This is a genomic window from Mycolicibacterium sphagni (assembly GCF_002250655.1).
GTDB classification, from domain to species: domain Bacteria; phylum Actinomycetota; class Actinomycetes; order Mycobacteriales; family Mycobacteriaceae; genus Mycobacterium; species Mycobacterium sphagni.
In genome coordinates this window covers 39,013-61,128 of record NZ_NOZR01000025.1, presented here as the reverse complement: position 1 = coordinate 61,128, position 22,116 = coordinate 39,013, and the positions used below count along the sequence as shown (strand labels likewise).

The following is a 22,116-nucleotide window of genomic DNA, read 5'->3' as shown; positions in this document are numbered from 1 at the left end:
GGCGTGACCACGGGACCGCTCGACGGGATTCGGGTGATCGAGGTCGGCACCCTGATCTCGGGGCCGTTCGCGGGCCGGCTGCTCGGCGACATGGGAGCCGAGGTGATCAAGATCGAACCGCCAGGCGCCCCCGACCCGCTGCGCACCTGGGGCCAGGCCGAACTCGACGGCCACCACTTCTTCTGGACCGTGCATGCGCGCAACAAGAAGGCCGTCACCCTCAACTTGCGGGAAGCCCGCGGCCGCGAGCTCTTCCTCGATCTGGTCGAGCGCTCCGACATCATCGTCGAGAACTTCCGGCCCGGCACGTTGGAGAAGTGGAGCCTGGGTTACGACGTTCTGCGGGAACGTAATCGGGGCATCATCCTGGTGCGGGTGTCCGGCTACGGGCAGACCGGGCCGGAGGCCAAGAAGGCCGGCTACGCGTCGGTGGCCGAGGCCGCCAGCGGGCTGCGCCATATGAACGGTTTCCCCGGCGGGCCGCCGCCGCGGCTGGCGCTGTCGCTCGGCGACAGCCTGGCCGGCATGTTCGCGGCGCAGGGCGCGCTGGCGGCGCTCTACCGGCGCACCGTCACCGGGGAGGGCCAGATCGTCGACGCCGCACTGACCGAATCCTGCCTGGCAGTGCAGGAGTCGACGATCCCCGATTACGACATCGGCGGCGTGGTGCGCGGGCCCTCGGGCACCAGACTGGACGGGATCGCCCCGTCCAACATCTACCGCAGCGCCGACGGCAGCTGGGTGGTGATCGCCGCCAATCAGGACACCGTGTTCCGCCGGTTGTGTGCGGCGATGGGTCAGCCCGAACTCGCCGACGACGATCGGTTCGCCAATCACGTTGCCCGCGGCCGCAATCAAGACGAGCTCGACAAGATCATCGGAGATTGGGCGTCGGTTCGGGAACCTGCCGACATCATCGGCACCCTCAGCGAGGCGGGAGTCATCAGCGGCCCGATCAACACCGTCGCCGAGGTGTTCACCGACCCGCAGCTGGTGTCGCGCGGGATGATCGCCGATCATTGGGATGAGCGGATCGGCCGTAATGTCAAGGGGCCGGGCGTGGTTCCGGTGCTGTCCGAGTCGCCGGGAACCATCCGGTCGGCGGGTTCCTCGCGCCCCGGGCAGCACAACGCCGAGATCTACGTCGACCTGCTGGGCCTGCCCGTCGAACAGATCGCCGACCTCGAATCTCAGGGGGTGCTGTGAGCGAGCTGCCGGAACACGTCACGATCCGCGAAGTCGCCCTGCGCGACGGATTACAGATCGAAGAGCCGATTCCTCTGTCGGCCAAGCTGGAACTGCTGGCCGCCATCGCCGCCACCGGAGTCCGTGAGGTCGAGGCGACGGCGTTCGTCTCCCCCTCGAAGGTTCCCGCACTGGCCGATGCTCCCGAGCTCGCCGCACACCTCGGTGACTACCCCGACATCGAATTCTCCGCGCTGGTGGCCAGTCCGAACGGCGCCAAGCGTGCGATCGCCGCCGGCCTGCGTTCGCTGGAGTACGTGGTGTCGGCAGCCGACGCGCACAGCCAGGCCAACGTCGGGCGCAGCAGTGCAGAAGCCACCGCGCAGATCGCCGAGATCGTGGCCATCGCCCACGACTCCGGGGTAACTGTCGAGGTGATCATCGCCACCGCCTGGGATTGCCCCTTCGACGGCCCGACCCCGCCGCAGCGGGTGCTCGACATCGTCGATGCCGCATGCGAATCCGGCGCCGACCGGATCGCGATCGCCGACACCATCGGCACCACGACCCCCGGCCGGGTTACCGCACTGATGAATGAGGTGAAACCGCGCATCGGTCACCTGCCGCTGGGCGCGCACTTCCACAACACCCGCGGCGCCGGACTGGCCAGCGCGTACGCCGCGGTAACGGCCGGCGTCACGCGCCTGGATTCCTCGGTTGGCGGGCTTGGTGGTTGCCCGTTCGCGCCGGGCGCCAGCGGCAACATCGCCACCGAAGACCTCGTGTACCTGCTGCGAGACAGCGGGATTAGCGTCGACATCGACCTGGAGGCCGCGATCCGCGCCGCAGCCGTCGCGCGATCGGTGGTCGGCCACGACCTGCCCAGCGCGCTGCTGCGGGCCGGCGACCGGATCCTGAACTGATCGGAGTCAGCTGGGTTTCATGGACTCAACCCGAGTGGACCGGTGGTTGTGGGCGGTCCGGCTGACGAAGACCCGGCCGGACGCCGCCGCGGCGTGCCGAGGCGGACAGGTCCGAGTCAACGATCGATCAGCCAAGCCCTCCACGGCGGTCTCACCAGGAGACGAGGTACGCGTCCGGGTGGGCGACACGACGCGCATTGTCGAGGTCCTGAGGGCCATACCGAAGCGGGTCGGGGCCGCTGATGCCGTGACCTGCTACCTGGACCGCACGCCGCCGCGACCGCCGACGTTGTCCGTGCCGGTAGCGGCCCGCGATCGCGGGGCGGGCCGTCCGACCAAACGCGACCGCCGGGCGCTGGACAAGTGGCGCGCGAGCCAGGGGTGATCTACTTCTTCGTCAGAGTGAACTGACGGACATCGGTGTAGCCGTTGCGAAACAGGTCTGCGCAGCCGGACAGGTACCGCATGTAGCGGTCGTAGACCTCTTCGGACTGGATTGCGATGGCCTCATCCCGACGCGATTTGAGTGCCGCCGCCCAGAAATCGAGGGTCTTCGCGTAGTGCTTCTGCAGTGGTTGCACGAGATCGACTGCGAAGCCGGCCTTTCCGGCAAGTTCCTCGACCAGGTCGCCCGTCGGCAGACGACCACCGGGAAAGATCTCCACTGAGAGGAACTTGAAGAACTTCAGGAGGCTCATCGTGATCGGCAGCCCGAGCGCCTCCATCTCGGCGCGCCGAATCTGCACAATGGTGTGCAGCAGCATCACGCCGTCGGCGGGCAATGCGTCGTAGGCGAACTCGAAGAACGCCTCGTAGCGATCTGCCCCGAAATGTTCGAAGGCTCCGATCGACACGATGCGGTCTACCGGTTCGTCGAACTGCTCCCAGCCCTGCAGCAGCACGCGGCGGGTGCGCTGCGTGTCCATCTCGGCGAACGCCCGCTCGACATGCGCCTGCTGGTTGTGGCTCAGAGTCAGCCCGATGACGTTGACGTCGTACTTCTCGATCGCCCGGCGCATCGTGGCGCCCCATCCGCAGCCGACGTCAAGCAGCGTCATTCCGGGCTGCAGGCCAAGCTTGCCCAGTGACAAGTCGATCTTGGCCAACTGCGCTTCCTGCAAGGTCGCATCGTCGCGCTGAAAATATGCGCAGCTGTACGTCTGCGTCGGGTCGAGGAAGAGTCGGAAGAAGTCGTCCGACAGGTCGTAGTGCGACTGGACGTCCTCGAAGTGCGGCTTCAGAGGAGATTTGTTGCTGGTTGCGTGTGACAAGGGAAGGGCCTTTGACGTTGGGCTTCTGTTAGCGCAGCTCCAGACTGTTCGAGAGCCTCCCCGACTTCTCGGTAAGTGTACCCACCTTGTTGAGGATCGTTGCCAGGAACAGCGACGACGGGGTTGTTGAGGCAGGTGAAAACGAAATCTCAGAGCGCATGGCGCTCTTGCCATCCACCGGAACAAAAAGTAACGTCAGCTTTAGTTTTTTCACCGGCGAGCACGGGGGCCAACCATGGAGCCGTCCAGCCGTTCGTACAAAGCGGACGGGGCCAGCGACGGCGCCCGGGCACTGAGCTCCAAGGGTCGTCAGACCCGGCAGGCCATCGAAGACGCGGCTCGGAAAATGTTCGCCGAGCGGGGTTTTCACGGCACCACCCTGGTCGATATCACCTCGGCCGCCGGCAGGTCGCCCGCGGTGTTCTACCGCTACTACACCGACAAAGAAGACCTGCTGGCCGCACTGGCGGACTCCTTTCTGCACGACGTCGTGTTGCCGTCAGGCCTGCGGCTGCATCTGCCCGAATCCCCCGACGACACCCGGTTCTTCGTCACGGTCGTCACCGCCTACTGGGAGATGTTCAAGCGGAGCATCGGCATCATGGTCGCCGTCGATCAGCTCGCCGCGACGCAGCCCCGCTTCGCCCGCCTGCAGAATCAATTCCGCCAGTTCGGCATCGACATCGTCGCGGCATCAGTGCTGCGCGCCCAGGACCACGGTTACGCGATCGGCCTGCAGCCCGAACACACCGCACTGGCGATCGCGCTGTTGTTCGAACAGTTCACCACGGTGTGCCTGCGTCCCGACAGCACCGGCCTGGGCCTGCGATTGTCGGATACCGAGGCCATCGCCACCCTGTCGACCATCTGGAAGAAAACGCTCTACGGCTTCTGACCAAGCAAGGAGATCAACGTGGATTTCACCCTGCCCGAACATCTTCCGGGCCTGCTGGCCGAGATGGACGCGTTCATCGAAGCCGAGATCATGCCGCTCGAACGCGAGAACATGCAGTATTTCGACCAGCGTCGCGAATTCGCCCGCACCGACGTGGAAAACGGCGGCATCCCGCGACGGGAATGGGAGGATCTGCTCGACGAGATGCGCCGTCGCGCCGACAAGGCGGGCTGGCTGCGCTACGGACTCCCCTCGAAGTTCGGCGGCCGCGACGGCACCAATCTGGACATGGCGGTCATTCGGGAACATTTGGCGCACAAGGGACTCGGGCTGCACAACGACCTTCAGGACGAGTCATCGATCGTCGGCAATTTCCCCCAGGTCATCATGATGGACCGATTCGGCACCGATGAACAGAAGAGCGAATGGATCGAGGCAATGCTGACCGGCACACGGTCGATGGCGTTCGGCCTCACCGAACCTGACCACGGCTCGGACGCCACGTGGCTGGAGACGCGCGCTGAGCGCGATGGCGGCAGCTGGGTGATCAACGGGGCCAAGCGCTGGAACACCGGTGTACACCGGGCCACCCACGATCTGGTGTTCGCCCGCACCTCGGGTGAGCCCGGCCAGGCCCGGGGCATCACGGCCTTCCTGGTTCCTTGTGACGCAGACGGTTTTGAGGTGCCCTTCTACTGGTGGACCTTCAACATGCCCACCGATCACGGCGAAGTCGAGCTGCGCGACGTGCGGGTGCCCGCCGATGCAGTCCTCGGCGAGCTGGACCACGGACTTGAGGTGGCGCAGACGTTCCTGCACGAGAACAGGATTCGTCAGGCCGCGAGCAGCCTGGGTGCCGCCCAGCACTGCATCGATCGCGCCGTGGAGTATGCCGGTAAACGGGTGACCTTCGGAAAGCCGCTGTCGACCAATCAAGCGGTGCAGTGGCCGCTGGTGGAGCTGCAGACCGAAGCGCAGATGGTGCGGCTGCTGGTCCGCTACGCCGCCTGGGAGCTCGACCGCAACCATCACCTGGAAGTGTCCGACAAGGTGTCGATGGCGAACTACCGCGCCAATCGGCTGGTGTGTGAGGCCGCCGACCGGGCCATGCAGGTGCACGGCGGCATCGGCTACAGCCGCCACGAGCCCTTCGAGCACATCTATCGCCATCACCGCCGCTACCGGATCACCGAGGGCGCCGAAGAGATTCAGATGCGCCGGGTGGCCCAGCGGATGTTCAAGTTCGGCAAGCCGGCCCGCTGACGTGACCGCTGAGACGCTGCCCGCCGACCTGGCCGCCGTTTTACGCCCGCAGCTCGGTCCGGGCACCGAGATCGACAACCTGCGCGCGCTGACCGGCGGCGCCAGCCGCACCACGTGGGCGTTCGATGCGGTGACCGGGGCGCAGCGGCGCGCCCTGATCCTGCGTACCGGCCCGCCCGACGACGTGCATGCCGGCATGGAGTTGGAGGCGGCCGTCCAGCGGGCCGCCGCCGCGGCCGGGGCCCCGGTTCCCGAGGTGCTGGTTGCCTCCGATTCCATTGAGGCACTCGGCAATCCGTTTCTGATCTGCAACGAGATCGCCGGTGAGACCATCGTGCGGCGCATTCAGCGGCAGCTCGATGACCAAGGCCGAGCCGCGCTACTGCGCCAGTGCGCCCAGGCGCTGGCGGCCATCCACCGCGGCGCAGCCGACGCCCCCGGCCTCGCCGAGCAGGACGACCTGGCTGAATGGCGGCTGCGACTGGACGAAATGGGCGACACCACAGCGACATTCGAATGGGCGTTCCGCTGGCTGGCTGCGCACCGCCCTGCACCCTCTCCCCTACGGCTGGTGCACGGGGACTTCCGCATGGGCAACATGATCGTGGACGGCTCCAACCTGGCCGCGGTGCTGGACTGGGAACTGGTCCACATCGGCGAAATCTACGAGGACCTCGCCTGGTTCTGCATCAGGGCCTGGCGCTTCGGCGCCCCGCCCAGCATGGCAGCAGGCGGGCTGGGCAGCATCGACGACTTCGTCGCGGCCTACCAGGACGCCGGCGGCGCGACCGTCGACCGCGCCGCGCTGCGTTGGTGGCTGGTGCTGGCCACTCTGCGCTGGGGGGTGATCTGCCGGTTCCAGGCCGAACGACATCTGAGTGGCCAGACCCGCTCCGTCGAACTCGCCGCAATCGGGCGGCGGGTCTGCGAAACCGAATGGGACGTCCTCGACTTGCTGGAGCAGGTGTCATGACCGGACCGAACGGGCGACCCACCGCCGCCGAACTCGTTGCTGCCGTGGCCGAATTCCTCGAGGGCGACGTCCGGGCCAACACCACCGGATCGGTGAACTTCCACGCCCTCGTCGCCGCCAATGTACTGCGCACCGTCGAACGCGAGCTGCTCGACGAGAACGCCCCCGAGCCATTGGCGGCCCTGGCGCAGCTCGGCTTTGCCGACGAGAAGGCGCTAGCCGCCGCGATCCGCGCCGGTGACCTAGATGACCGCACCGACGAGACGGTGAGCTGTCTGCGCACACTGGTCCGGCACCGCATTGCCATCGCCCATCCCGGATACGACCAATCAGAGGAAGGGACGCGCTGATGTCCGCCGAAAATCGGATCATCGAGGTTGCCGACCAACTTTTCGCGTCCATCTCGGCGGGCGATACCGACGCGGTCGCCGCACTGTGGTCCGAGGACGTCGCCGTGTGGCACCAGGGCGACGATCGTGACAACGACAAGGCCCGCGCGCTGAAGGTGATCCGGTGGTACGTCGGCGCCACCACCTACCGACGCTACGAAGTGCTCGACCGGCAAGTGTTCGACGGCGGCTTCGTGCAGCAGCACATCCTGCATTCCAGAACCGGGCGCGGTGAAGACGTGGCGCTGCGGGTATGCCTGGTCGTGAAGATCGGCGACGACGGCCTCATCCGGCGGATCGATGAATACCTCGATCCGGCCGAGTTGGCGCCGCTACTGTCCTAAGTGGAGGAAATCCCATGGCGTCCCTACAGGGAATACTCGACGAACCCGGTCGCTGGCAGCTGGTGCCGGCCCGATCCTCAGTGCGCTTCAAGAACAAGACGTTCTGGGGACTGGCCACCGTCACCGGCGAATTCGCCGATGTGCGCGGCGCCGGCCAGATCGGCGCGAACGGTGAGGTGACCGGCGGGCTCGACATTCAGGCGGCGTCGCTGAAGACCGGCAACAAGAAACGGGACGAGCACCTGCGTTCGGCCGACTTCTTCGATGTCGAGAAGCACCCGGAGATCCGTGTCGAGGTGACGGCACTGACGTCCACCGGCACCAACACCGCCGACGTGCAGGCCACCTTGACCGTGCGCGGTACCACCGAGCCGCTGCCGCTGTCGGCCGCCATCGACCGACTGGGCGACGGCACCGTGCACGTGCGAACGCAGGCGACGATCGACCGTGCAAAACTGGGCGTCAACGGCAACATGGTCGGCATGATGCCGACGACGACCACGCTGCTGGCCGACATCATCTTCGCCAAGGCGGAGTAGAACGCGCCGAGCGTGGGGGTTATCGGTGAACCGCCAGACGATCGCCGACGAAAACCCCCCACGATCAAGACGAACGCGCTCGGCTCGCGCCGAGATCGACGCCGGCGGGTGCATCATTCGACAATTCCCGCGCTGGCGTCGATTTCGGCGCATCCACGATGAATTCCGAGGCGTCGCAGTAACATCGGCTGGGTGTCTCGGCCCGGTGCACAGCCACTCCACGTTCTGGTGTACAGCAGCAATGCTCGCACCCGGGAGCAGGTGCGCCTGGCGTTGGGCAAGCGCGTCCATCCCGAACTGCCGGAGCTGACCTATACCGATGTCGCCACCGGCCCCATGGTGGTCCAGCTGATGGATGCCGGCGGATTCGATCTGGTGATCCTCGATGGCGAGGCTTCCCCTGTCGGGGGGATGGGCATTGCCAAACAGCTCAAGGACGAGATCGACGACTGCCCACCGGTGCTGGTCCTGACCGGCCGGCCCGACGATGCGTGGCTGGCCAACTGGTCGCGCGCGGAGGCCGCGGTGCCGCACCCGATCGACCCGATCCGGTTGGGCGACGCGGTCGTCGGTTTGCTGCGCGCACCCGTGCAGTGAATTAAACACCCAAAAGCACTGCCGCCCTTGCCATCCCGAACAGCAAATGGCCGCGCTCAGTTATTGAAGACATCCTAACGAAAACGCGGCGACCCACGTCTGAACATCGGTAGGGTGTGTCTTAGCTCACATCTCCAGCCCAAGCGAGGAGTGACACAGCCCGATGAATCTCTACACACCCATCCTGGTGTTGGGCGTGATCGCGGCGGGGTTCGCGATCGTGTCGGTGGTGATCGCGTTGGTGATCGGCCCCCGGCGGTTCAACAGAGCCAAGCTCGAGGCCTACGAGTGCGGGATCGAGCCGGTGACCGGGGAACCGGCGGGGCAGCGCTTTCCGATCAAGTACTACCTGACCGCGATGTTGTTCATCGTGTTCGACATCGAGATCGTGTTCCTCTATCCCTGGGCGGTCTCGTTCGATTCGCTGGGGACGTTCGCGCTGGTAGAGATGCTGATTTTCATGGGCACGGTATTTGTGGCCTACGGGTACGTGTGGCGCCGGGGTGGGCTGGAATGGGATTAGAGGAGGCGCTGCCGGGCGGCATTCTGTTGTCGACGGTGGAGAAGGTCGCCGGGTTTGTGCGCAAGGGATCGCTGTGGCCGGCGACGTTTGGGTTGGCCTGCTGTGCGATCGAGATGATGGCCACGGCGTCCCCGCGATTCGATATCGCGCGGTTCGGCATGGAGCGGTTTTCGGCCACACCGCGGCAGGCGGATCTGATGATCGTGGCGGGTCGGGTCAGCCAGAAGATGGCTCCGGTGCTGCGGCAGGTCTACGACCAGATGGCCGAACCGAAGTGGGTCCTGGCCATGGGAGTCTGCGCCTCCAGCGGAGGAATGTTCAACAACTACGCGGTAGTGCAGGGCGTCGATCACGTGGTACCGGTCGATATCTACCTCCCCGGTTGCCCGCCACGCCCTGAGATGTTGTTGAACGCGATTCTGGCGTTGCACGCCAAGATCGCCGAGATGCCGCTGGGGGTGCACCGCGCCGAGGCGATCGCGGCGGCCGAGAAGGCCGCCCTGGCCGCGCCCACCACCCTCGAACTGAAGGGTCTGCTGCGGTGACCGATGAAGAAGTCATCGGCGTGCGCCATGGCATGTTCGGCATCGACGGCAGCGGCGACACCTCGGGCTATGGACGGCTGGTCAGTGAAGTCGCGCTGCCCGGCAGCACGCCGCGGCCCTACGGCGGCCATTTCGACGAGCTCGTCGACCGGTTGGCCGAGGTGTTGGGCGCCGACGCATTCGGTGCGGCCGTCGAGCGGGTGGTCGTCTTCCGAGACCAGCTGACGCTCGAGGTCCGGCGGGAGCATCTGCGGACCGTCGCCCGTGTACTGCGCGACGACGAGCTACTGAGATTTGAATTGTGTTGTGGCGTATCGGGTGTGCACTACCTGCAGGACAGCGACCGCGAGTTACACGCGTATTACCCCCTGATGTCGATCACGCACAACCGCCGGGTCCAGCTGGAAGTGACCTGCCCGGACGCGGATCCACATATGCCGTCGTTGTTTTCGGTGTATCCGACCGTCGACTGGCACGAGCGGGAAACCTACGACTTCTTCGGCATCGTGTTCGACGGGCATCCGGGATTGACCCGGATCGAGATGCCCGACGACTGGGTGGGCCACCCGCAGCGCAAGGACTATCCCCTTGGCGGCGTCCCGGTCGAATACCACGGCGCCCAAATCCCGCCGCCCGACGAACGCAGGTCGTATCACTGATGAGCACAGACGAGAACGTGATCGTCCTGGGTGGCCAGGACTGGGAGGAAATCGTGGCCGCCGCCCGCCAGGGCGAAGCCGGCGAACGGATCGTAGTGAACATGGGTCCGCAACATCCCTCCACCCATGGGGTGTTGCGATTGATCCTGGAGATCGAGGGCGAAACCGTCACCGAGGCCCGTTGCGGAATCGGCTACCTGCATACCGGGATCGAGAAGAATCTCGAATACCGAACCTGGACCCAGGGCGTGACGTTCGTGACCCGGATGGATTACCTCTCACCGTTTTTCAACGAGACCGCCTACTGCCTGGGCGTGGAAAAGCTGTTGGACATCACCGACGACGTCCCGGTGAGGGCGAGTGTGGTGCGAGTGATGTTGATGGAACTCAACCGCATCTCCAGCCATCTGGTGGCCCTGGCCACCGGCGGTATGGAGTTGGGCGCGATGACGCCCATGTTCTTCGGCTTCCGCGAACGCGAACTCATCTTGAACGTGTTCGAAGCGATCACCGGTCTGCGGATGAACAACGCCTACATCCGTCCCGGCGGGCTGGCGACCGACCTGCCCGACGACGGCGAAGATCGGGTCCGTGAGCTGCTCAAGATTCTACCGGGACGGTTGCGCGAACTCGAAGACCTGTTGACCGAGAACTACATCTGGAAGGCCCGCACCCAGGGCATCGGCTATCTGGATCTCACCGGCTGTATGGCGTTGGGCATCACCGGGCCGGTGCTGCGCTCCACCGGGCTTCCACACGATCTACGCAAGACCCAACCCTATTGTGGTTATGAGTCTTACGACTTCGACGTCATCACCGCTACCGGAGCGGACTGCTACGGCAGGTACCTCATCCGGGTCGGTGAAATGCACCAATCACTGCGCATCGTCGAGCAGTGCCTGGACAGGTTGGAGCCGGGTCCGGTGATGATCAGCGACAAGAAACTGGCCTGGCCTGCCGACCTGCAACTCGGGCCCGACGGGCTGGGCAACTCGCCGGCTCATATCGCCAAGATCATGGGGACCTCGATGGAGGGGTTGATCCACCACTTCAAACTGGTCACCGAGGGCATCCGGGTGCCTGCCGGCCAGGTGTACATCGCGGTGGAATCCCCTCGCGGAGAACTCGGCGTGCACGTCGTCTCCGACGGCGGCACCCGACCGTATCGGGTGCACTACCGCGACCCCAGCTTCACCAATCTGCAAGCCGTCGCGGCGATGTGCGAGGGCGGCATGGTCGCTGACGTCATCGCCGCGGTGGCGTCCATCGACCCGGTCATGGGAGGTGTCGACAGGTGAGCATCGACCTCGTGTTGGGTTCCCGCCCTGAGGAACCCGGACCGCCGATCAGCGGGCCCACCAGTTACCCGGCGGACGTCGAAGAGCGATTGACCACCGACGCGGCGGTCATCATGGCCCGCTACCCTCAGGCCCGTTCGGCACTGCTGCCCCTGCTGCACCTGGCTCAATCTGAAGACGGCTATATCACCGCGGCCGGAATCGCCTTTTGCGCAAGACAACTCAACCTCACAGATGCCGAGGTGGCCGCCGTCGCCACCTTCTACTCGATGTACCGGCGCACCCCCACCGGCGAGTATCTGGTCGGGGTGTGCACCAACACGCTGTGCGCCATCATGGGTGGCGACGCCATTCTGGACACCCTGGAATCCGACCTGGGCGTCCACGCCGGCGACACCACCGGCGACGGGCGGATCACCCTCGAGCACATCGAATGCAACGCCGCCTGCGACTACGCCCCCGTGATCATGGTCAATTGGGAATTCTTCGACAACCAAACCCCAATCACCGCGCGCCAACTCGTCGAGCAGATCCGCGCCGGCCAGGCACCGAACGCCACCCGCGGCTCGCGGGTCTGCTCGTTTCGCGACACTGCGCGCACATTGGCCGGGCTCCCGCATGCCGGCGAATCCGCCGGTGGTGCGCCCGGCGACGCGACGCTGGCGGGTCTGCGGATCGCTCGCGAGTTCGGTATGTCAGCACCCCGATTCGGAGAAAGCGAGGGCCGATGAGCCCCGCCACACCGCTGACACCGGTCCTGAGCCGGTTCTGGGATGAGCCCGAGCCATGGACGCTGCAAACCTATCTGCGACACAACGGTTATCAGGCGCTGCGCACGGCGTTGAGCATGAAGCCCGACGATGTCATCGCGACGGTCAAGGAGTCCGGCCTGCGCGGCCGTGGCGGCGCAGGTTTCCCGACCGGGACCAAATGGTCCTTCATCCCGCAGGATGCCACCGGCGCCGGAGCCAAGCCGAAGTATCTGGTGGTCAATGCCGATGAGTCTGAACCCGGAACATGTAAAGACATTCCGCTGATTCTCACCACCCCCCATTTCCTCGTCGAAGGCGCGATCATCGCGGCATACGCTATCCGCGCCCGGCACGCTTTCATCTACGTGCGCGGTGAGGTGGTGCCGGTGCTGCGGCGGCTGCTGGCCGCCGTCGCCGAGGCTTACGAGGCGGGCTACCTGGGCAGCAACATCGCGGGCTCGGGGTTCGATCTGGACCTGATTGTGCACGCGGGGGCAGGCGCCTACATCTGCGGTGAGGAAACCGCGCTGCTGGACTCGCTGGAGGGCCGCCGCGGCCAACCCCGGCTGCGCCCACCGTTCCCCGCGGTCGCGGGACTGTACGCCTGCCCGACCGTGGTCAACAACGTCGAGTCCATCGCCAGCGTGCCGCCGATCCTGTTGGGCGGCGTGGACTGGTTCAAGTCCATGGGATCGGAGAAATCCCCTGGCTTCACGCTGTATTCGCTGTCGGGTCACGTCACCACACCGGGCCAATACGAGGCCCCGCTGGGCATCACGCTGCGCGAGTTGCTCGAGTACGCGGGCGGGGTCCGAGCCGGTCACGAACTGAAGTTCTGGACCCCCGGCGGCTCATCGACCCCGCTGCTGACCGCCGAACATCTCGACGTGCCATTGGATTACGAGGGCATGGCGTCTGTCGGGTCGATGCTCGGCACCAAGGCCCTACAGATCTTCGACGAAACCACCTGCGTGGTCCGTGCGGTGCGCCGGTGGACCCAGTTCTACGCCCACGAGTCCTGCGGCAAATGCACCCCCTGCCGGGAGGGCACCTATTGGCTCAGCCAGATCTACGAGCGACTCGAGACCGGCCGCGGCACCGCCGAAGATATCGGCACACTGCTCGACATCTCCGACACCATCTTCGGAAAGTCGTTCTGCGCGTTGGGTGACGGCGCCGCCTCACCGATCATCTCGTCGATCAAGTATTTCCGCGCCGAATACGAGGCTCACCTGAACGGCAGCTGCCCGTTCGATCCGTACGCCTCGATGCTGGCCACACCGGAGGGGGTGGGAGCCTGATGACACAGACGGCAGATAAGGGCGCACCGGCAGCCTTCCCCGTCGAGATGGTCGATCTCGTCATCGACGATGTCGAGGTGGCGGTTCCCAAGGGCACGTTGGTGATTCGCGCCGCGGAATTGATGGGGGTGCAGATCCCGCGGTTCTGCGACCATCCGCTGCTCGATCCGGTGGGGGCCTGCCGCCAGTGCCTCGTCGAAGTGGAAGGCCAGCGCAAGCCGATGGCCAGCTGCACCACCACCGTCTCCGACGGCATGGTGGTACGCACCCAGTTCACCTCCGAGGCCGCCGACAAGGCGCAGCACGGGGTGATGGAGCTGCTGCTGATCAACCATCCACTGGACTGCCCGGTGTGCGACAAGGGCGGGGAATGCCCGCTGCAGAACCAGGCGATGTCCAACGGCCGGGTCGAGACCCGCTTCACCGACATCAAGCGCACCTTCCCCAAACCGATCCACCTGTCCAGCGAAGTCCTGCTGGACCGCGAACGCTGCGTGTTGTGCGCCCGCTGCACGCGGTTCTCCGAGCAGATCGCCGGTGATCCGTTCATCTCTCTGTTGGAACGCGGCGCGCTGCAGCAGGTCGGTATCGCCCCCGGCGAGCCGTTCGACTCCTACTACAGCGGCAACACCGTCCAGATCTGCCCGGTGGGGGCGTTGACCAGCGCCGCATACCGTTTCCGGGCTCGCCCATTCGATCTGGTGTCCAGCCCCAGCGTCTGCGAGCACTGCGCATCCGGGTGTGCCCAGCGCACCGATCATCGCCGCGGCGTTGTACTGCGACGGCTGGCCGGGGACGACCCCGAAGTCAACGAGGAATGGAACTGCGACAAGGGCCGGTGGGCGTTCACCTACACCCGCCTCGGCGATCGCATCACCACACCGCTGGTGCGCGACGAGAGCGGTGGATTGCGCCCGGCCTCCTGGTCGGAGGCCATCGCGGTGGCCGCCGCCGGGCTGACGGCAGGCCGGACTGGCGTGTTGGTCGGTGGCCGAGTAAGCGCCGAGGACGCCTATGCCTATTCCAAGTTCGCGCGGATTGCGTTGGCCACCAATGACATCGACTTCCGGTCCCGCCCGCGCTCGGTGGAGGAGCAGGAGTTCCTGGCCGCCGAAGTGGCGGGCCGCCGCGATGTCAGCTACGCCGATCTGCAGGCCGCACCCGTGGTGGTACTGGCCGGATTCGAACCGGAGGACGAGTCCCCGATCGTGTTCCTGCGGCTGCGTAAAGCGGTCCGCAAACACGGGCTGAAGGTCGTGACGATCGCGGCGTTCGCCTCGCCGGGATCCACCAAGCTGTCCGCCCGTCTGGTCCCGACGGCGCCCGGCCAGGAAGCGTTCGCCCTCGATGGACTGGCCGATGAACTGCCTTCCGCGGCAATCATCCTGGCCGGAGAACGCCTGGCCACCAGTCCGGGTGCGCTGTCGGCGGTGGCCCGGCTGGCCCAGCGCAGCGGCGCCCGGCTGGCCTGGATTCCCCGTCGCGCCGGCGACCGCGGCGCAGTCGACACCGGCTGTCTCCCCAACCTGCTGCCCGGTGCGCGCCCGGTCGCAGACGCTGCTGCGCGGCGACAACTCGCGACCGCGTGGCATGTCGACGAGCTGCCGTCGGCACCGGGTCGCGATGCCGCCGACATCCTGGCCGCCGCGGCCGACGGCGACCTCGACGCGCTGCTCATCGGCGGGGTGGACACGGCCGACCTGATCGAGCCCCAGGGCGCGCTGGCAGCCGTCGAGTCGACCGGATTCGTCGTGAGCCTCGAACTACGCGAGTCGACAGTCACGGCGCTCGCCGACGTGGTGTTCCCCATCGCACCCGTTGCCGAGAAGGCCGGCTCATTCCTGAACTGGGAGGGGCGGATACGGTCCTTCGAGCCGGCGCTGCCGGCCAACTCCTTCCCCGATCTGCGGGTGCTGCAGATCTTGGCCGACGAACTCGGTGTGGATCTCGGCTTCCGCACCGCCGCGGAGGCGCGCGCCGAGATCGCCACGCTGGGGCTATGGGACGGGGATCGGCCCGCTCCCCCGGCCGTCGCGCCGAAAGACCTGCCGCCGTTGGAATCCGGCGAGGCGGTACTGGCAGGCTGGCGATTGTTGTTAGATGCCGGCCGCTTACAGGATGGCGAGCCCTATCTGGCCGGCACGGCGCGAACGCCGGTGGTGAGGTTGTCGCCGGCGACGGCGGCAGACATCCGGGCTGGCGACGGGGACGTGGTCGCTGTGTCGACGGGCCGGGGAGCGATCAGTCTGCCGTTGGTGATCACTGAAATGCCTGACGGCGTGGTGTGGTTGCCGCTGAACTCCCCCGGGAGTGCGGTACACGAACAACTCGGAGTCACCGTGGGCACGGTCGTGCGAATCGAGCGGCAGGAGACAGCCCGATGATCCCGCCGGATATGACGGTGTTCGGCCACGACCCGTGGTGGCTGATCCTGATCAAAGCCGTCGCGATCTTCGCTTTCCTCCTGCTGACCGTGTTGGTGGCGATCCTGGCCGAACGCAAGATCCTGGGCCGCATGCAGATGCGGTACGGCCCCAACCGGGTCGGCCCGTTCGGCATCCTGCAATCGCTGGCCGACGGCATCAAGCTCGCGCTGAAAGAGGGGCTGACGCCGGCCGGCGTGGACAAACCCATCTACCTTATGGCCCCGGCCATTTCGGTGATCCCGGCGATCCTGGCATTCGCGGTGATCCCCCTCGGTCCGGTGGTGTCGGTCTTCGGGCACCGAACTCCGCTGCAGCTGACCGATCTTCCGGTCGCGGTGCTCTACATTCTGGCGGTCACCTCGATCGGGGTGTACGGCATCGTGTTGGCGGGGTGGTCGTCGGGCTCCACCTACCCCTTGCTCGGCGGCCTGCGTTCCAGTGCGCAGGTGATCTCCTACGAGATCGCCATGGCGCTGTCCTTCGCCGCGGTGTTCCTCTACGCCGGCACTATGTCCACCTCGGGGATCGTGGCCGCCCAGGAAAAAACCTGGTACGTATTCCTGCTGCTGCCGTCATTCGCGGTATACGTGACGGCTATGGTCGGCGAGACAAACCGGGCACCTTTCGATCTGCCCGAAGCCGAGGGCGAACTCGTCGGCGGGTTCCACACCGAGTACTCCTCGCTGAAGTTCGCGATGTTCATGCTCGCCGAGTACGTCAACATGACCACGGTCTCCGCGCTGGCCACCACACTGTTCCTCGGCGGTTGGCACGCGCCATGGCCGATCAGTCTCATCCCTGGCGTCAATGCCGGTTGGTGGCCGCTGATCTGGTTCGTGGCCAAGGTGTGGACATTCCTGTTCGTGTTCATGTGGCTGCGCGCGACCCTGCCGCGGCTGCGTTACGACCAGTTCATGGCGCTGGGCTGGAAGCTGCTCATCCCGATCTCACTGATCTGGATCATGATCGTGGCCGTCCTGCATTCGTTCGGTCACAAGGGCATCATCGAAAACCTGATCGCCGCGGCGGGGCTGCTGCTCGCCTTGCTGGCCGTGAACTCGCTGCGGCGCAGGATGATCCAGCGCAACGCGCCACCACCTCCGCCGCCGGCCGCGGATGCCAGGGCTTTCCCCATCCCTCCGATGCCAGGTACCCCGGCGCCACGCAAGGAGAAAGCAGATGCCTAAGTTCCTCGATGCGGTCAAGGGTTTCGGCGTCACGTTCGGGACGATGTTCAAACGTCCCATCACCGAGGAGTATCCGGAGAAGCCGGGTCCGGTCGCGCCGCGCTATCACGGCCGCCACCAGCTCAACCGTTACGCCGATGGGCTGGAGAAGTGCATCGGCTGCGAGTTGTGTGCGTGGGCGTGCCCCGCGGATGCCATCTATGTCGAGGGCGCCGACAACACCGAGGACCAACGCTTCTCCCCGGGTGAACGGTATGGGCAGGTCTACCAGATCAACTATCTGCGCTGCATCGGCTGCGGACTCTGTATCGAGGCCTGCCCCACCCGAGCGCTGACCATGACCAACGTCTACGAGATGGCCGATGACAACCGCTCAGACCTGATCTACGGCAAGGACAAGCTGCTGGCTCCGCTGCAGCCCGGCATGCAGTCGCCCCCGCATGCGATGGAACCCGGGACCACGGACGACGACTACTACCTCGGTCGCATCACCGGCGGTAAGGAGGTGGCGGGGTGACGATAGCCCTGCTGGCGGTCGAAACCCTCACCCGCACATCCACTCCCGAGGCAGTGGTCTTCTGGATCCTGGCCGTCGTTGCGGTCGCGGGGGCGATCGGCGTGGTCGCCGCACCCAAGGCCGTCTACTCGGCGATCTTCCTGGCTACCACGATGATCGCGCTGGCGATGGTCTACGTCGCACAGGACGCGCTGTTTCTTGGGGTGGTCCAGGTGGTCGTCTACACCGGCGCGGTGATGATGCTGTTCCTGTTCGTGCTCATGCTCATCGGCGTCGATTCCGCCGAGTCGCTGGTGGAAACCATTCGGGGCCAACGCGTTGCGGCCATCGCGGCCGGCCTGGGCTTCGGCATCCTGCTGATCGCCGGTATCGGCACCGTCTCTACAACGGGGTTCGTCGGATTGGCCGAAGCCAACAAGGGCGGCAATGTACAAGGCTTGGCCGCGCTGATCTTCACCCAGGACCTGTGGGCATTCGAGCTGACCAGCGCGCTGTTGATCACCGCGGCGCTGGGCGCGATGGTACTGGCTCACCGGGAGCGTTTCGAGCGACGAAAGACCCAGCGCGAGCTGGTCATCGAGCGGTTCCAAACCGGGGCCCGCGCCACCCCGCTGCCCAACCCGGGTGTCTATGCCCGTCATAACGCTCTCAACACCCTCGCTCGACTACCGGACGGCTCGGAGGAGGAATCGTCGGTGAGCACGATCCTGCGGCATCAGCACGGGGACGATCAACGATGAACCCGGACAACTACCTGTACCTGTCGGCGCTGCTGTTCACGATCGGCGCCTCGGGGGTGTTGTTGCGGCACAACGCGATCGTGATGTTCATGTGTGTGGAGTTGATGCTCAACGCGGCGAACTTGGCGTTTGTGACGTTCTCTCGTATGCACGGCCATCTGGATGGCCAGGTGGTGGCGTTCTTCACCATGGTGGTGGCCGCCTGCGAGGTGGTGGTCGGCCTGGCGATCATCATGACGATCTTCCGCACCCGACGGAGCGCCAACGTCGACGACGCCCACCTGCTGCGGCACTGATGCACACCCTGGTGTGGTTGACCATCGCGCTGCCCCTGGCCGGGGCGGTGATCCTGCTGCTGGGCGGAAAAGCCACCAACGCGTGGGGGCATCTCTTGGGCTGCGCCACCGTGATCGGCGCCTTCGCCTGTGGCGCAGTGCTGTTCAGCCACCTGCTCGGCCTACCGGCCGAAGACCGCATGGTGCATGACGTGTTGTTCTCGTGGGTACCCGTCGGCGTCCTGCGGGTTGACTTCGGCCTGGAAGTCGATGCGCTGTCGATGTGCTTCGTGCTGCTGATCAGCGGTGTGGGGGCGCTCATCCACATCTACTCGATCGGCTACATGAAGACCGATCCCGGCCGTCGCAGATTTTTTGCCTACCTGAACCTGTTCGTGGCCGCGATGCTGCTGCTGGTGCTTGCCGACAACTACCTCGGCCTCTACATGGGTTGGGAGGGCGTCGGTCTAGCCTCCTATCTGCTGATCGGCTTCTGGTCGCACAAGCCCAGCGCCGCCACCGCCGCCAAGAAGGCGTTCGTGGTCAACCGGGTTGGCGACATGGGCCTGGCGATCGCGTTGATGGTGCTGTTCGCCAGCCTCGGCTCGGTCACCTTCGGCACGGTGTTCTCGTCGGTACCGGCCATGGGTCAGGGTGCGCTGACCGCGGTCGGCCTGCTGCTGCTGCTCGGCGCCTGCGGTAAGAGCGCGCAGGTGCCGCTCCAGTCGTGGCTGGGCGACGCCATGGAAGGCCCCACACCGGTGTCGGCGCTGATCCACGCCGCCACCATGGTCACGGCCGGCGTCTACCTCATCGTCCGGTCGGGTCCGATCTTCAATGCTGCGCCCGCCGCTCAGACCGCGGTGGTCACCGTGGGTGCGGTGACGCTGTTGTTCGGGGCGATCATCGGGTGCGCCAAGGACGACATCAAGAAGGCCCTCGCCGCGTCGACCATGTCCCAGATCGGCTACATGGTGCTGGCGGCCGGGCTCGGGCCCGCCGGGTACGCCGTCGCGATCATGCACCTCCTCACCCACGGTTTCTTCAAAGCCGGACTCTTCCTCGGCGCGGGATCGGTCATGCACGCCATGGACGACGAAACCGACATGCGCCGCTACGGGGGTCTGCGCACCCTGCTGCCGATCACGTTCGCCACCTTCGGACTCGGATATCTGGCGATCATCGGCGTTCCGCCCTTCGCCGGGTACTTCTCCAAAGACGCCATCATCGAGGCCGCGTTCAACAGCGGCGGACTCAAGGGTTGGCTCCTCGGCGGAGCAGCCCTGCTGGGTGCGGGTATCACCGCCTTCTACATGACCCGGGTCATGTTGCTGACATTCTTCGGCCGGCAACGCTGGACCAAAAAAGAAGAAGCCGCACATCCACACGAGTCACCCGCGGTGATGACCGGCCCGATGATCGTGCTGGCGTTCGGCTCCGTCGGCGCCGGCGCCCTTCTGGCCCTGGGCAATACGCTGCAGCGCTGGCTCGAGCCAGTAGTCGGCAGCCACGAAGCCGAACACCTGATCCCGGCCTGGCTCATCACCGTCACCGCTCTGGGCGTGGTCGCCATCGGTATCGCGGTCGCGTACCGGCAGTACGCAATGCACAAGGTGCCCGAGACTCCTCCGCTGGACGTGTCCGCGCTGACCGTCGCAGCACGCAACGACCTCTACGGCGACGCCTTCAACGAAGTGGCATTCATGCGCACCGGCCAGGAGCTGACCAAAGGCCTTGTGGTGGTGGACGAGAAGGGGATCGACGGCGTGACGCAAGGACTGGCCTTCGCGGTCGGCCGGATCTCGGACCGGTTGCGCCAACTGCAGACCGGATTCGCCCGCTCGTACGCGCTGTCCATGTTGGCCGGTGCGGCGCTGGTGGTCGCCGCAGTCCTCTTCACGGCGTGGAGGTGAACACCATGGCCAACGTCCCTTGGCTGACCATCCTCTGGGCGATCCCGGTGGTCGGCGCCGCGGTGATCATCGTGCTGCCCGCCTCCCTGCGGCAGTTCGCCAAGTACGCCGGTGTGGTCGTCTCGGTGGCCGTGCTCGCGCTGTCCCTTCTGCTCGCCGTGCGGTTCGACCCATCCGGCAAACAGTTTCAGTTCGTCGAAAACCATCCGTGGATACCGTCATTCGGCACCGGCTACATTCTCGGCCTGGACGGCATCGCGCTTGCCCTGGTGGTACTCACCGCCGTTCTCGTGCCGCTGCTTCTTATCGCCGGCTGGACCGACGCCGACGACCGGCCCGGACTCTCCGGGCGGGGGCCGCACGGCTATATCGCGCTGACGCTGGCCGTCGAGGGCATGGTCATGATGTCGCTCGTCGCCCTGGACATCCTGCTGTTCTACGTCTTCTTCGAAGCCATGCTGATCCCGATGTACTTCCTCATCGGCGGATTCGGGGGAGGAAACCGGGCTCAATCCGATGTCGCCGGCTCCGCGGCGTCGAAAGCCGCGGTGAAGTTCTTGCTGTACAACCTGTTCGGCGGCTTGATCATGCTGGCGGCCGTCATCGGGCTCTACGTGGTCACCTCGGCCAGCAAGGCGTTCGACGCCGGCACGTTCGACTTCCGCGCGATCGCCGATGCCGTTGCCACCGGGAAATTCACCATGAGCCCCGGCGTCGCCAACGCACTCTTCGGAGGGTTCATGTTCGCCTTCGCGGTGAAAGCCCCACTGTGGCCGTTCCATCGGTGGCTGCCCGACGCCGCTGTGCAGGCCACGCCCGCATCGGCGGTGCTGATGATGGCGGTGATGGACAAGGTCGGCACGTTCGGGATGCTGCGCTACTGTCTGCCGTTGTTCCCGCACTCGGCAACCGCATTCCGGCCACTGATCATCGCGCTGGCGGTCGTCGGGATCGTCTATGGCGCCATCCTGGCCATCGGCCAGACCGACGTCATGCGGCTGATCGCCTACACCTCGATCAGCCACTTCGGTTTCATCATCCTGGGCATCTTCGTGATGACCAGCCAGGGCCAGGCCGGCTCCACGCTCTACATGGTCAACCACGGCATCTCCACGGCCGCACTGTTCCTGATCGCCGGATTCCTGGTCAGCCGCCGCGGCACCCGCGTCATCGCCGACTACGGCGGGATCCAGAAAGTCGCACCCGTCCTGGCCGGCACCTTCCTGGTGGCGGGTCTGGCGACATTGTCGCTGCCCGGCTTGGCGCCGTTCATCAGTGAATTCCTGGTTCTGATCGGCACATTCACCCGCTACCCGGCCTTCGCCGTGATCGCGTCGGCGGCTCTGGTGCTGTCCGCGATCTACGTGCTCTGGCTGTATCAGCGGATGATGACCGGCTCCGTCACCGACGGCAACGAGAACGTCCGGGATCTGCGGCCCCGCGAACTTCTGGTGGTGGCACCGCTGATCGCCTTGCTGATCGGACTCGGGGTGTATCCCAAGATCGCCCTCGACGTCATCAACCCCGCCGTGACCGCAACGCTGACGTCGATTCATCAACCCGACCCGCAACCCACCGTCGCAGAAGGGGCGCGGCCATGA

Annotated in this window: 24 protein-coding genes; 23 read left to right on the top strand and 1 reads right to left on the bottom strand. The window is 65.8% G+C overall.

The window, feature by feature from the left end:
• The first annotated feature begins 3 nt into the window (after positions 1–3).
• The 3 genes from CG716_RS23925 to CG716_RS23915 are packed head-to-tail and all read left to right on the top strand — an operon-like array spanning position 4 to position 2,493.
• Positions 4–1,206 carry a CaiB/BaiF CoA transferase family protein gene (locus CG716_RS23925; RefSeq protein ID WP_094483655.1) on the top strand — a complete coding sequence of 401 codons (1,203 nt, stop codon included), beginning with the start codon at positions 4–6 and terminating at the stop codon, positions 1,204–1,206.
• Entirely contained in the window at positions 1,203–2,108 is a 906-nt protein-coding gene (locus CG716_RS23920; RefSeq protein WP_094483616.1) for a hydroxymethylglutaryl-CoA lyase, read from the top strand. Before CG716_RS23925 ends, CG716_RS23920 begins: the two co-directional genes overlap by 4 nt.
• Before the next feature lie 19 nt (positions 2,109–2,127).
• Positions 2,128–2,493 carry an Hsp15 family ribosome-associated heat shock protein gene (locus CG716_RS23915; protein WP_094483615.1) on the top strand — a complete coding sequence of 122 codons (366 nt, stop codon included), beginning with the start codon at positions 2,128–2,130 and terminating at the stop codon, positions 2,491–2,493.
• 1 nt (position 2,494) lies between these two features.
• Here the strand turns inward: CG716_RS23915 and CG716_RS23910 are convergent, their stop codons facing one another.
• The gene (locus tag CG716_RS23910) at positions 2,495–3,379 is read right to left on the bottom strand and encodes a cyclopropane mycolic acid synthase family methyltransferase (protein WP_165774282.1); all 885 of its coding nucleotides are present in this window, start codon (positions 3,377–3,379) and stop codon (positions 2,495–2,497) included.
• Positions 3,380–3,614: 235 nt separating this feature from the next.
• Between CG716_RS23910 and CG716_RS23905 the strand changes: the two genes are divergently transcribed.
• From CG716_RS23905 to CG716_RS23810, 20 genes are all read left to right on the top strand, one after another.
• Positions 3,615–4,274, top strand: coding sequence for a TetR/AcrR family transcriptional regulator (locus CG716_RS23905; RefSeq protein ID WP_094483614.1), 660 nt, complete (start codon positions 3,615–3,617; stop codon positions 4,272–4,274).
• 18 nt (positions 4,275–4,292) lie between these two features.
• Complete coding sequence (locus CG716_RS23900; RefSeq protein ID WP_094483613.1) at positions 4,293–5,537, top strand: acyl-CoA dehydrogenase family protein; 1,245 nt, start codon at positions 4,293–4,295, stop codon at positions 5,535–5,537.
• 1 nt (position 5,538) lies between these two features.
• Positions 5,539–6,510, top strand: a complete 972-nt coding sequence (locus tag CG716_RS23895) for a phosphotransferase family protein (RefSeq protein WP_094483612.1) — start codon at positions 5,539–5,541, stop codon at positions 6,508–6,510.
• Positions 6,507–6,860: a DUF6285 domain-containing protein gene (locus CG716_RS30885; protein WP_094483611.1), complete on the top strand. Its 354-nt coding sequence runs from the start codon at positions 6,507–6,509 to the stop codon at positions 6,858–6,860. Before CG716_RS23895 ends, CG716_RS30885 begins: the two co-directional genes overlap by 4 nt.
• On the top strand, positions 6,860–7,243 hold the full coding sequence (locus tag CG716_RS23885; protein ID WP_094483610.1) for a nuclear transport factor 2 family protein: 384 nt from the start codon (positions 6,860–6,862) through the stop codon (positions 7,241–7,243). The genes CG716_RS30885 and CG716_RS23885 overlap by 1 nt, the downstream gene beginning before the upstream one ends.
• 14 nt (positions 7,244–7,257) lie before the next feature.
• The gene (locus tag CG716_RS23880; RefSeq protein WP_094483609.1) at positions 7,258–7,782 is read left to right on the top strand and encodes a YceI family protein; all 525 of its coding nucleotides are present in this window, start codon (positions 7,258–7,260) and stop codon (positions 7,780–7,782) included.
• A 192-nt stretch (positions 7,783–7,974) separates the two neighbouring features.
• The gene (locus CG716_RS23875; protein ID WP_094483608.1) at positions 7,975–8,379 is read left to right on the top strand and encodes an Rv3143 family two-component system response regulator; all 405 of its coding nucleotides are present in this window, start codon (positions 7,975–7,977) and stop codon (positions 8,377–8,379) included.
• 163 nt (positions 8,380–8,542) lie between these two features.
• Positions 8,543–8,902: an NADH-quinone oxidoreductase subunit A gene (locus tag CG716_RS23870; RefSeq protein WP_094483607.1), complete on the top strand. Its 360-nt coding sequence runs from the start codon at positions 8,543–8,545 to the stop codon at positions 8,900–8,902.
• Positions 8,893–9,447, top strand: a complete 555-nt coding sequence (locus CG716_RS23865) for a NuoB/complex I 20 kDa subunit family protein (RefSeq protein ID WP_005140943.1) — start codon at positions 8,893–8,895, stop codon at positions 9,445–9,447. Before CG716_RS23870 ends, CG716_RS23865 begins: the two co-directional genes overlap by 10 nt.
• 32 nt (positions 9,448–9,479) lie before the next feature.
• On the top strand, positions 9,480–10,106 hold the full coding sequence (locus tag CG716_RS23860) for an NADH-quinone oxidoreductase subunit C (RefSeq protein ID WP_234818004.1): 627 nt from the start codon (positions 9,480–9,482) through the stop codon (positions 10,104–10,106).
• Complete coding sequence (gene nuoD, locus CG716_RS23855; protein WP_094483605.1) at positions 10,106–11,404, top strand: NADH dehydrogenase (quinone) subunit D; 1,299 nt, start codon at positions 10,106–10,108, stop codon at positions 11,402–11,404. The genes CG716_RS23860 and nuoD overlap by 1 nt, the downstream gene beginning before the upstream one ends.
• The gene (nuoE, locus tag CG716_RS23850; protein ID WP_094483604.1) at positions 11,401–12,135 is read left to right on the top strand and encodes an NADH-quinone oxidoreductase subunit NuoE; all 735 of its coding nucleotides are present in this window, start codon (positions 11,401–11,403) and stop codon (positions 12,133–12,135) included. The genes nuoD and nuoE overlap by 4 nt, the downstream gene beginning before the upstream one ends.
• Complete coding sequence (gene nuoF, locus CG716_RS23845; protein ID WP_094483603.1) at positions 12,132–13,457, top strand: NADH-quinone oxidoreductase subunit NuoF; 1,326 nt, start codon at positions 12,132–12,134, stop codon at positions 13,455–13,457. Before nuoE ends, nuoF begins: the two co-directional genes overlap by 4 nt.
• Positions 13,457–15,841 (top strand): NADH-quinone oxidoreductase subunit G, encoded by a 2,385-nt coding sequence (locus CG716_RS23840; protein ID WP_094483602.1) that lies wholly within the window; start codon positions 13,457–13,459, stop codon positions 15,839–15,841. The genes nuoF and CG716_RS23840 overlap by 1 nt, the downstream gene beginning before the upstream one ends.
• Positions 15,838–17,070, top strand: coding sequence for an NADH-quinone oxidoreductase subunit NuoH (nuoH, locus tag CG716_RS23835; RefSeq protein ID WP_094483601.1), 1,233 nt, complete (start codon positions 15,838–15,840; stop codon positions 17,068–17,070). The genes CG716_RS23840 and nuoH overlap by 4 nt, the downstream gene beginning before the upstream one ends.
• Complete coding sequence (gene nuoI, locus CG716_RS23830) at positions 17,000–17,587, top strand: NADH-quinone oxidoreductase subunit NuoI (RefSeq protein WP_234817999.1); 588 nt, start codon at positions 17,000–17,002, stop codon at positions 17,585–17,587. The genes nuoH and nuoI overlap by 71 nt, the downstream gene beginning before the upstream one ends.
• Complete coding sequence (locus tag CG716_RS23825; RefSeq protein WP_094483599.1) at positions 17,584–18,327, top strand: NADH-quinone oxidoreductase subunit J; 744 nt, start codon at positions 17,584–17,586, stop codon at positions 18,325–18,327. Before nuoI ends, CG716_RS23825 begins: the two co-directional genes overlap by 4 nt.
• Positions 18,324–18,623: an NADH-quinone oxidoreductase subunit NuoK gene (gene nuoK / locus CG716_RS23820; RefSeq protein WP_094483598.1), complete on the top strand. Its 300-nt coding sequence runs from the start codon at positions 18,324–18,326 to the stop codon at positions 18,621–18,623. The genes CG716_RS23825 and nuoK overlap by 4 nt, the downstream gene beginning before the upstream one ends.
• Positions 18,623–20,515, top strand: coding sequence for an NADH-quinone oxidoreductase subunit L (gene nuoL / locus CG716_RS23815; RefSeq protein ID WP_094483597.1), 1,893 nt, complete (start codon positions 18,623–18,625; stop codon positions 20,513–20,515). The genes nuoK and nuoL overlap by 1 nt, the downstream gene beginning before the upstream one ends.
• A 5-nt stretch (positions 20,516–20,520) precedes the next feature.
• The gene (locus tag CG716_RS23810) at positions 20,521–22,116 is read left to right on the top strand and encodes an NADH-quinone oxidoreductase subunit M (protein ID WP_094483653.1); all 1,596 of its coding nucleotides are present in this window, start codon (positions 20,521–20,523) and stop codon (positions 22,114–22,116) included.

Bases quoted from the DNA above. Each gene is read 5' to 3' on its own strand.
- CG716_RS23915 (WP_094483615.1), top strand. From the start codon at position 2,128: ATGGACTCAACCCGAGTGGACCGGTGGTTGTGGGCGGTCCGGCTGACG.
- CG716_RS23905 (WP_094483614.1), top strand. From the start codon at position 3,615: ATGGAGCCGTCCAGCCGTTCGTACAAAGCGGACGGGGCCAGCGACGGC.
- CG716_RS30885 (WP_094483611.1), top strand. From the start codon at position 6,507: ATGACCGGACCGAACGGGCGACCCACCGCCGCCGAACTCGTTGCTGCC.
- CG716_RS23885 (WP_094483610.1), top strand. From the start codon at position 6,860: ATGTCCGCCGAAAATCGGATCATCGAGGTTGCCGACCAACTTTTCGCG.
- CG716_RS23880 (WP_094483609.1), top strand. From the start codon at position 7,258: ATGGCGTCCCTACAGGGAATACTCGACGAACCCGGTCGCTGGCAGCTG.
- CG716_RS23870 (WP_094483607.1), top strand. From the start codon at position 8,543: ATGAATCTCTACACACCCATCCTGGTGTTGGGCGTGATCGCGGCGGGG.
- CG716_RS23865 (WP_005140943.1), top strand. From the start codon at position 8,893: ATGGGATTAGAGGAGGCGCTGCCGGGCGGCATTCTGTTGTCGACGGTG.
- CG716_RS23860 (WP_234818004.1), top strand. From the start codon at position 9,480: ATGTTCGGCATCGACGGCAGCGGCGACACCTCGGGCTATGGACGGCTG.
- nuoD (WP_094483605.1), top strand. From the start codon at position 10,106: ATGAGCACAGACGAGAACGTGATCGTCCTGGGTGGCCAGGACTGGGAG.
- nuoF (WP_094483603.1), top strand. From the start codon at position 12,132: ATGAGCCCCGCCACACCGCTGACACCGGTCCTGAGCCGGTTCTGGGAT.
- CG716_RS23840 (WP_094483602.1), top strand. From the start codon at position 13,457: ATGACACAGACGGCAGATAAGGGCGCACCGGCAGCCTTCCCCGTCGAG.
- nuoH (WP_094483601.1), top strand. From the start codon at position 15,838: ATGATCCCGCCGGATATGACGGTGTTCGGCCACGACCCGTGGTGGCTG.
- nuoI (WP_234817999.1), top strand. From the start codon at position 17,000: ATGCCAGGGCTTTCCCCATCCCTCCGATGCCAGGTACCCCGGCGCCAC.
- nuoK (WP_094483598.1), top strand. From the start codon at position 18,324: ATGAACCCGGACAACTACCTGTACCTGTCGGCGCTGCTGTTCACGATC.
- nuoL (WP_094483597.1), top strand. From the start codon at position 18,623: ATGCACACCCTGGTGTGGTTGACCATCGCGCTGCCCCTGGCCGGGGCG.
- CG716_RS23810 (WP_094483653.1), top strand. From the start codon at position 20,521: ATGGCCAACGTCCCTTGGCTGACCATCCTCTGGGCGATCCCGGTGGTC.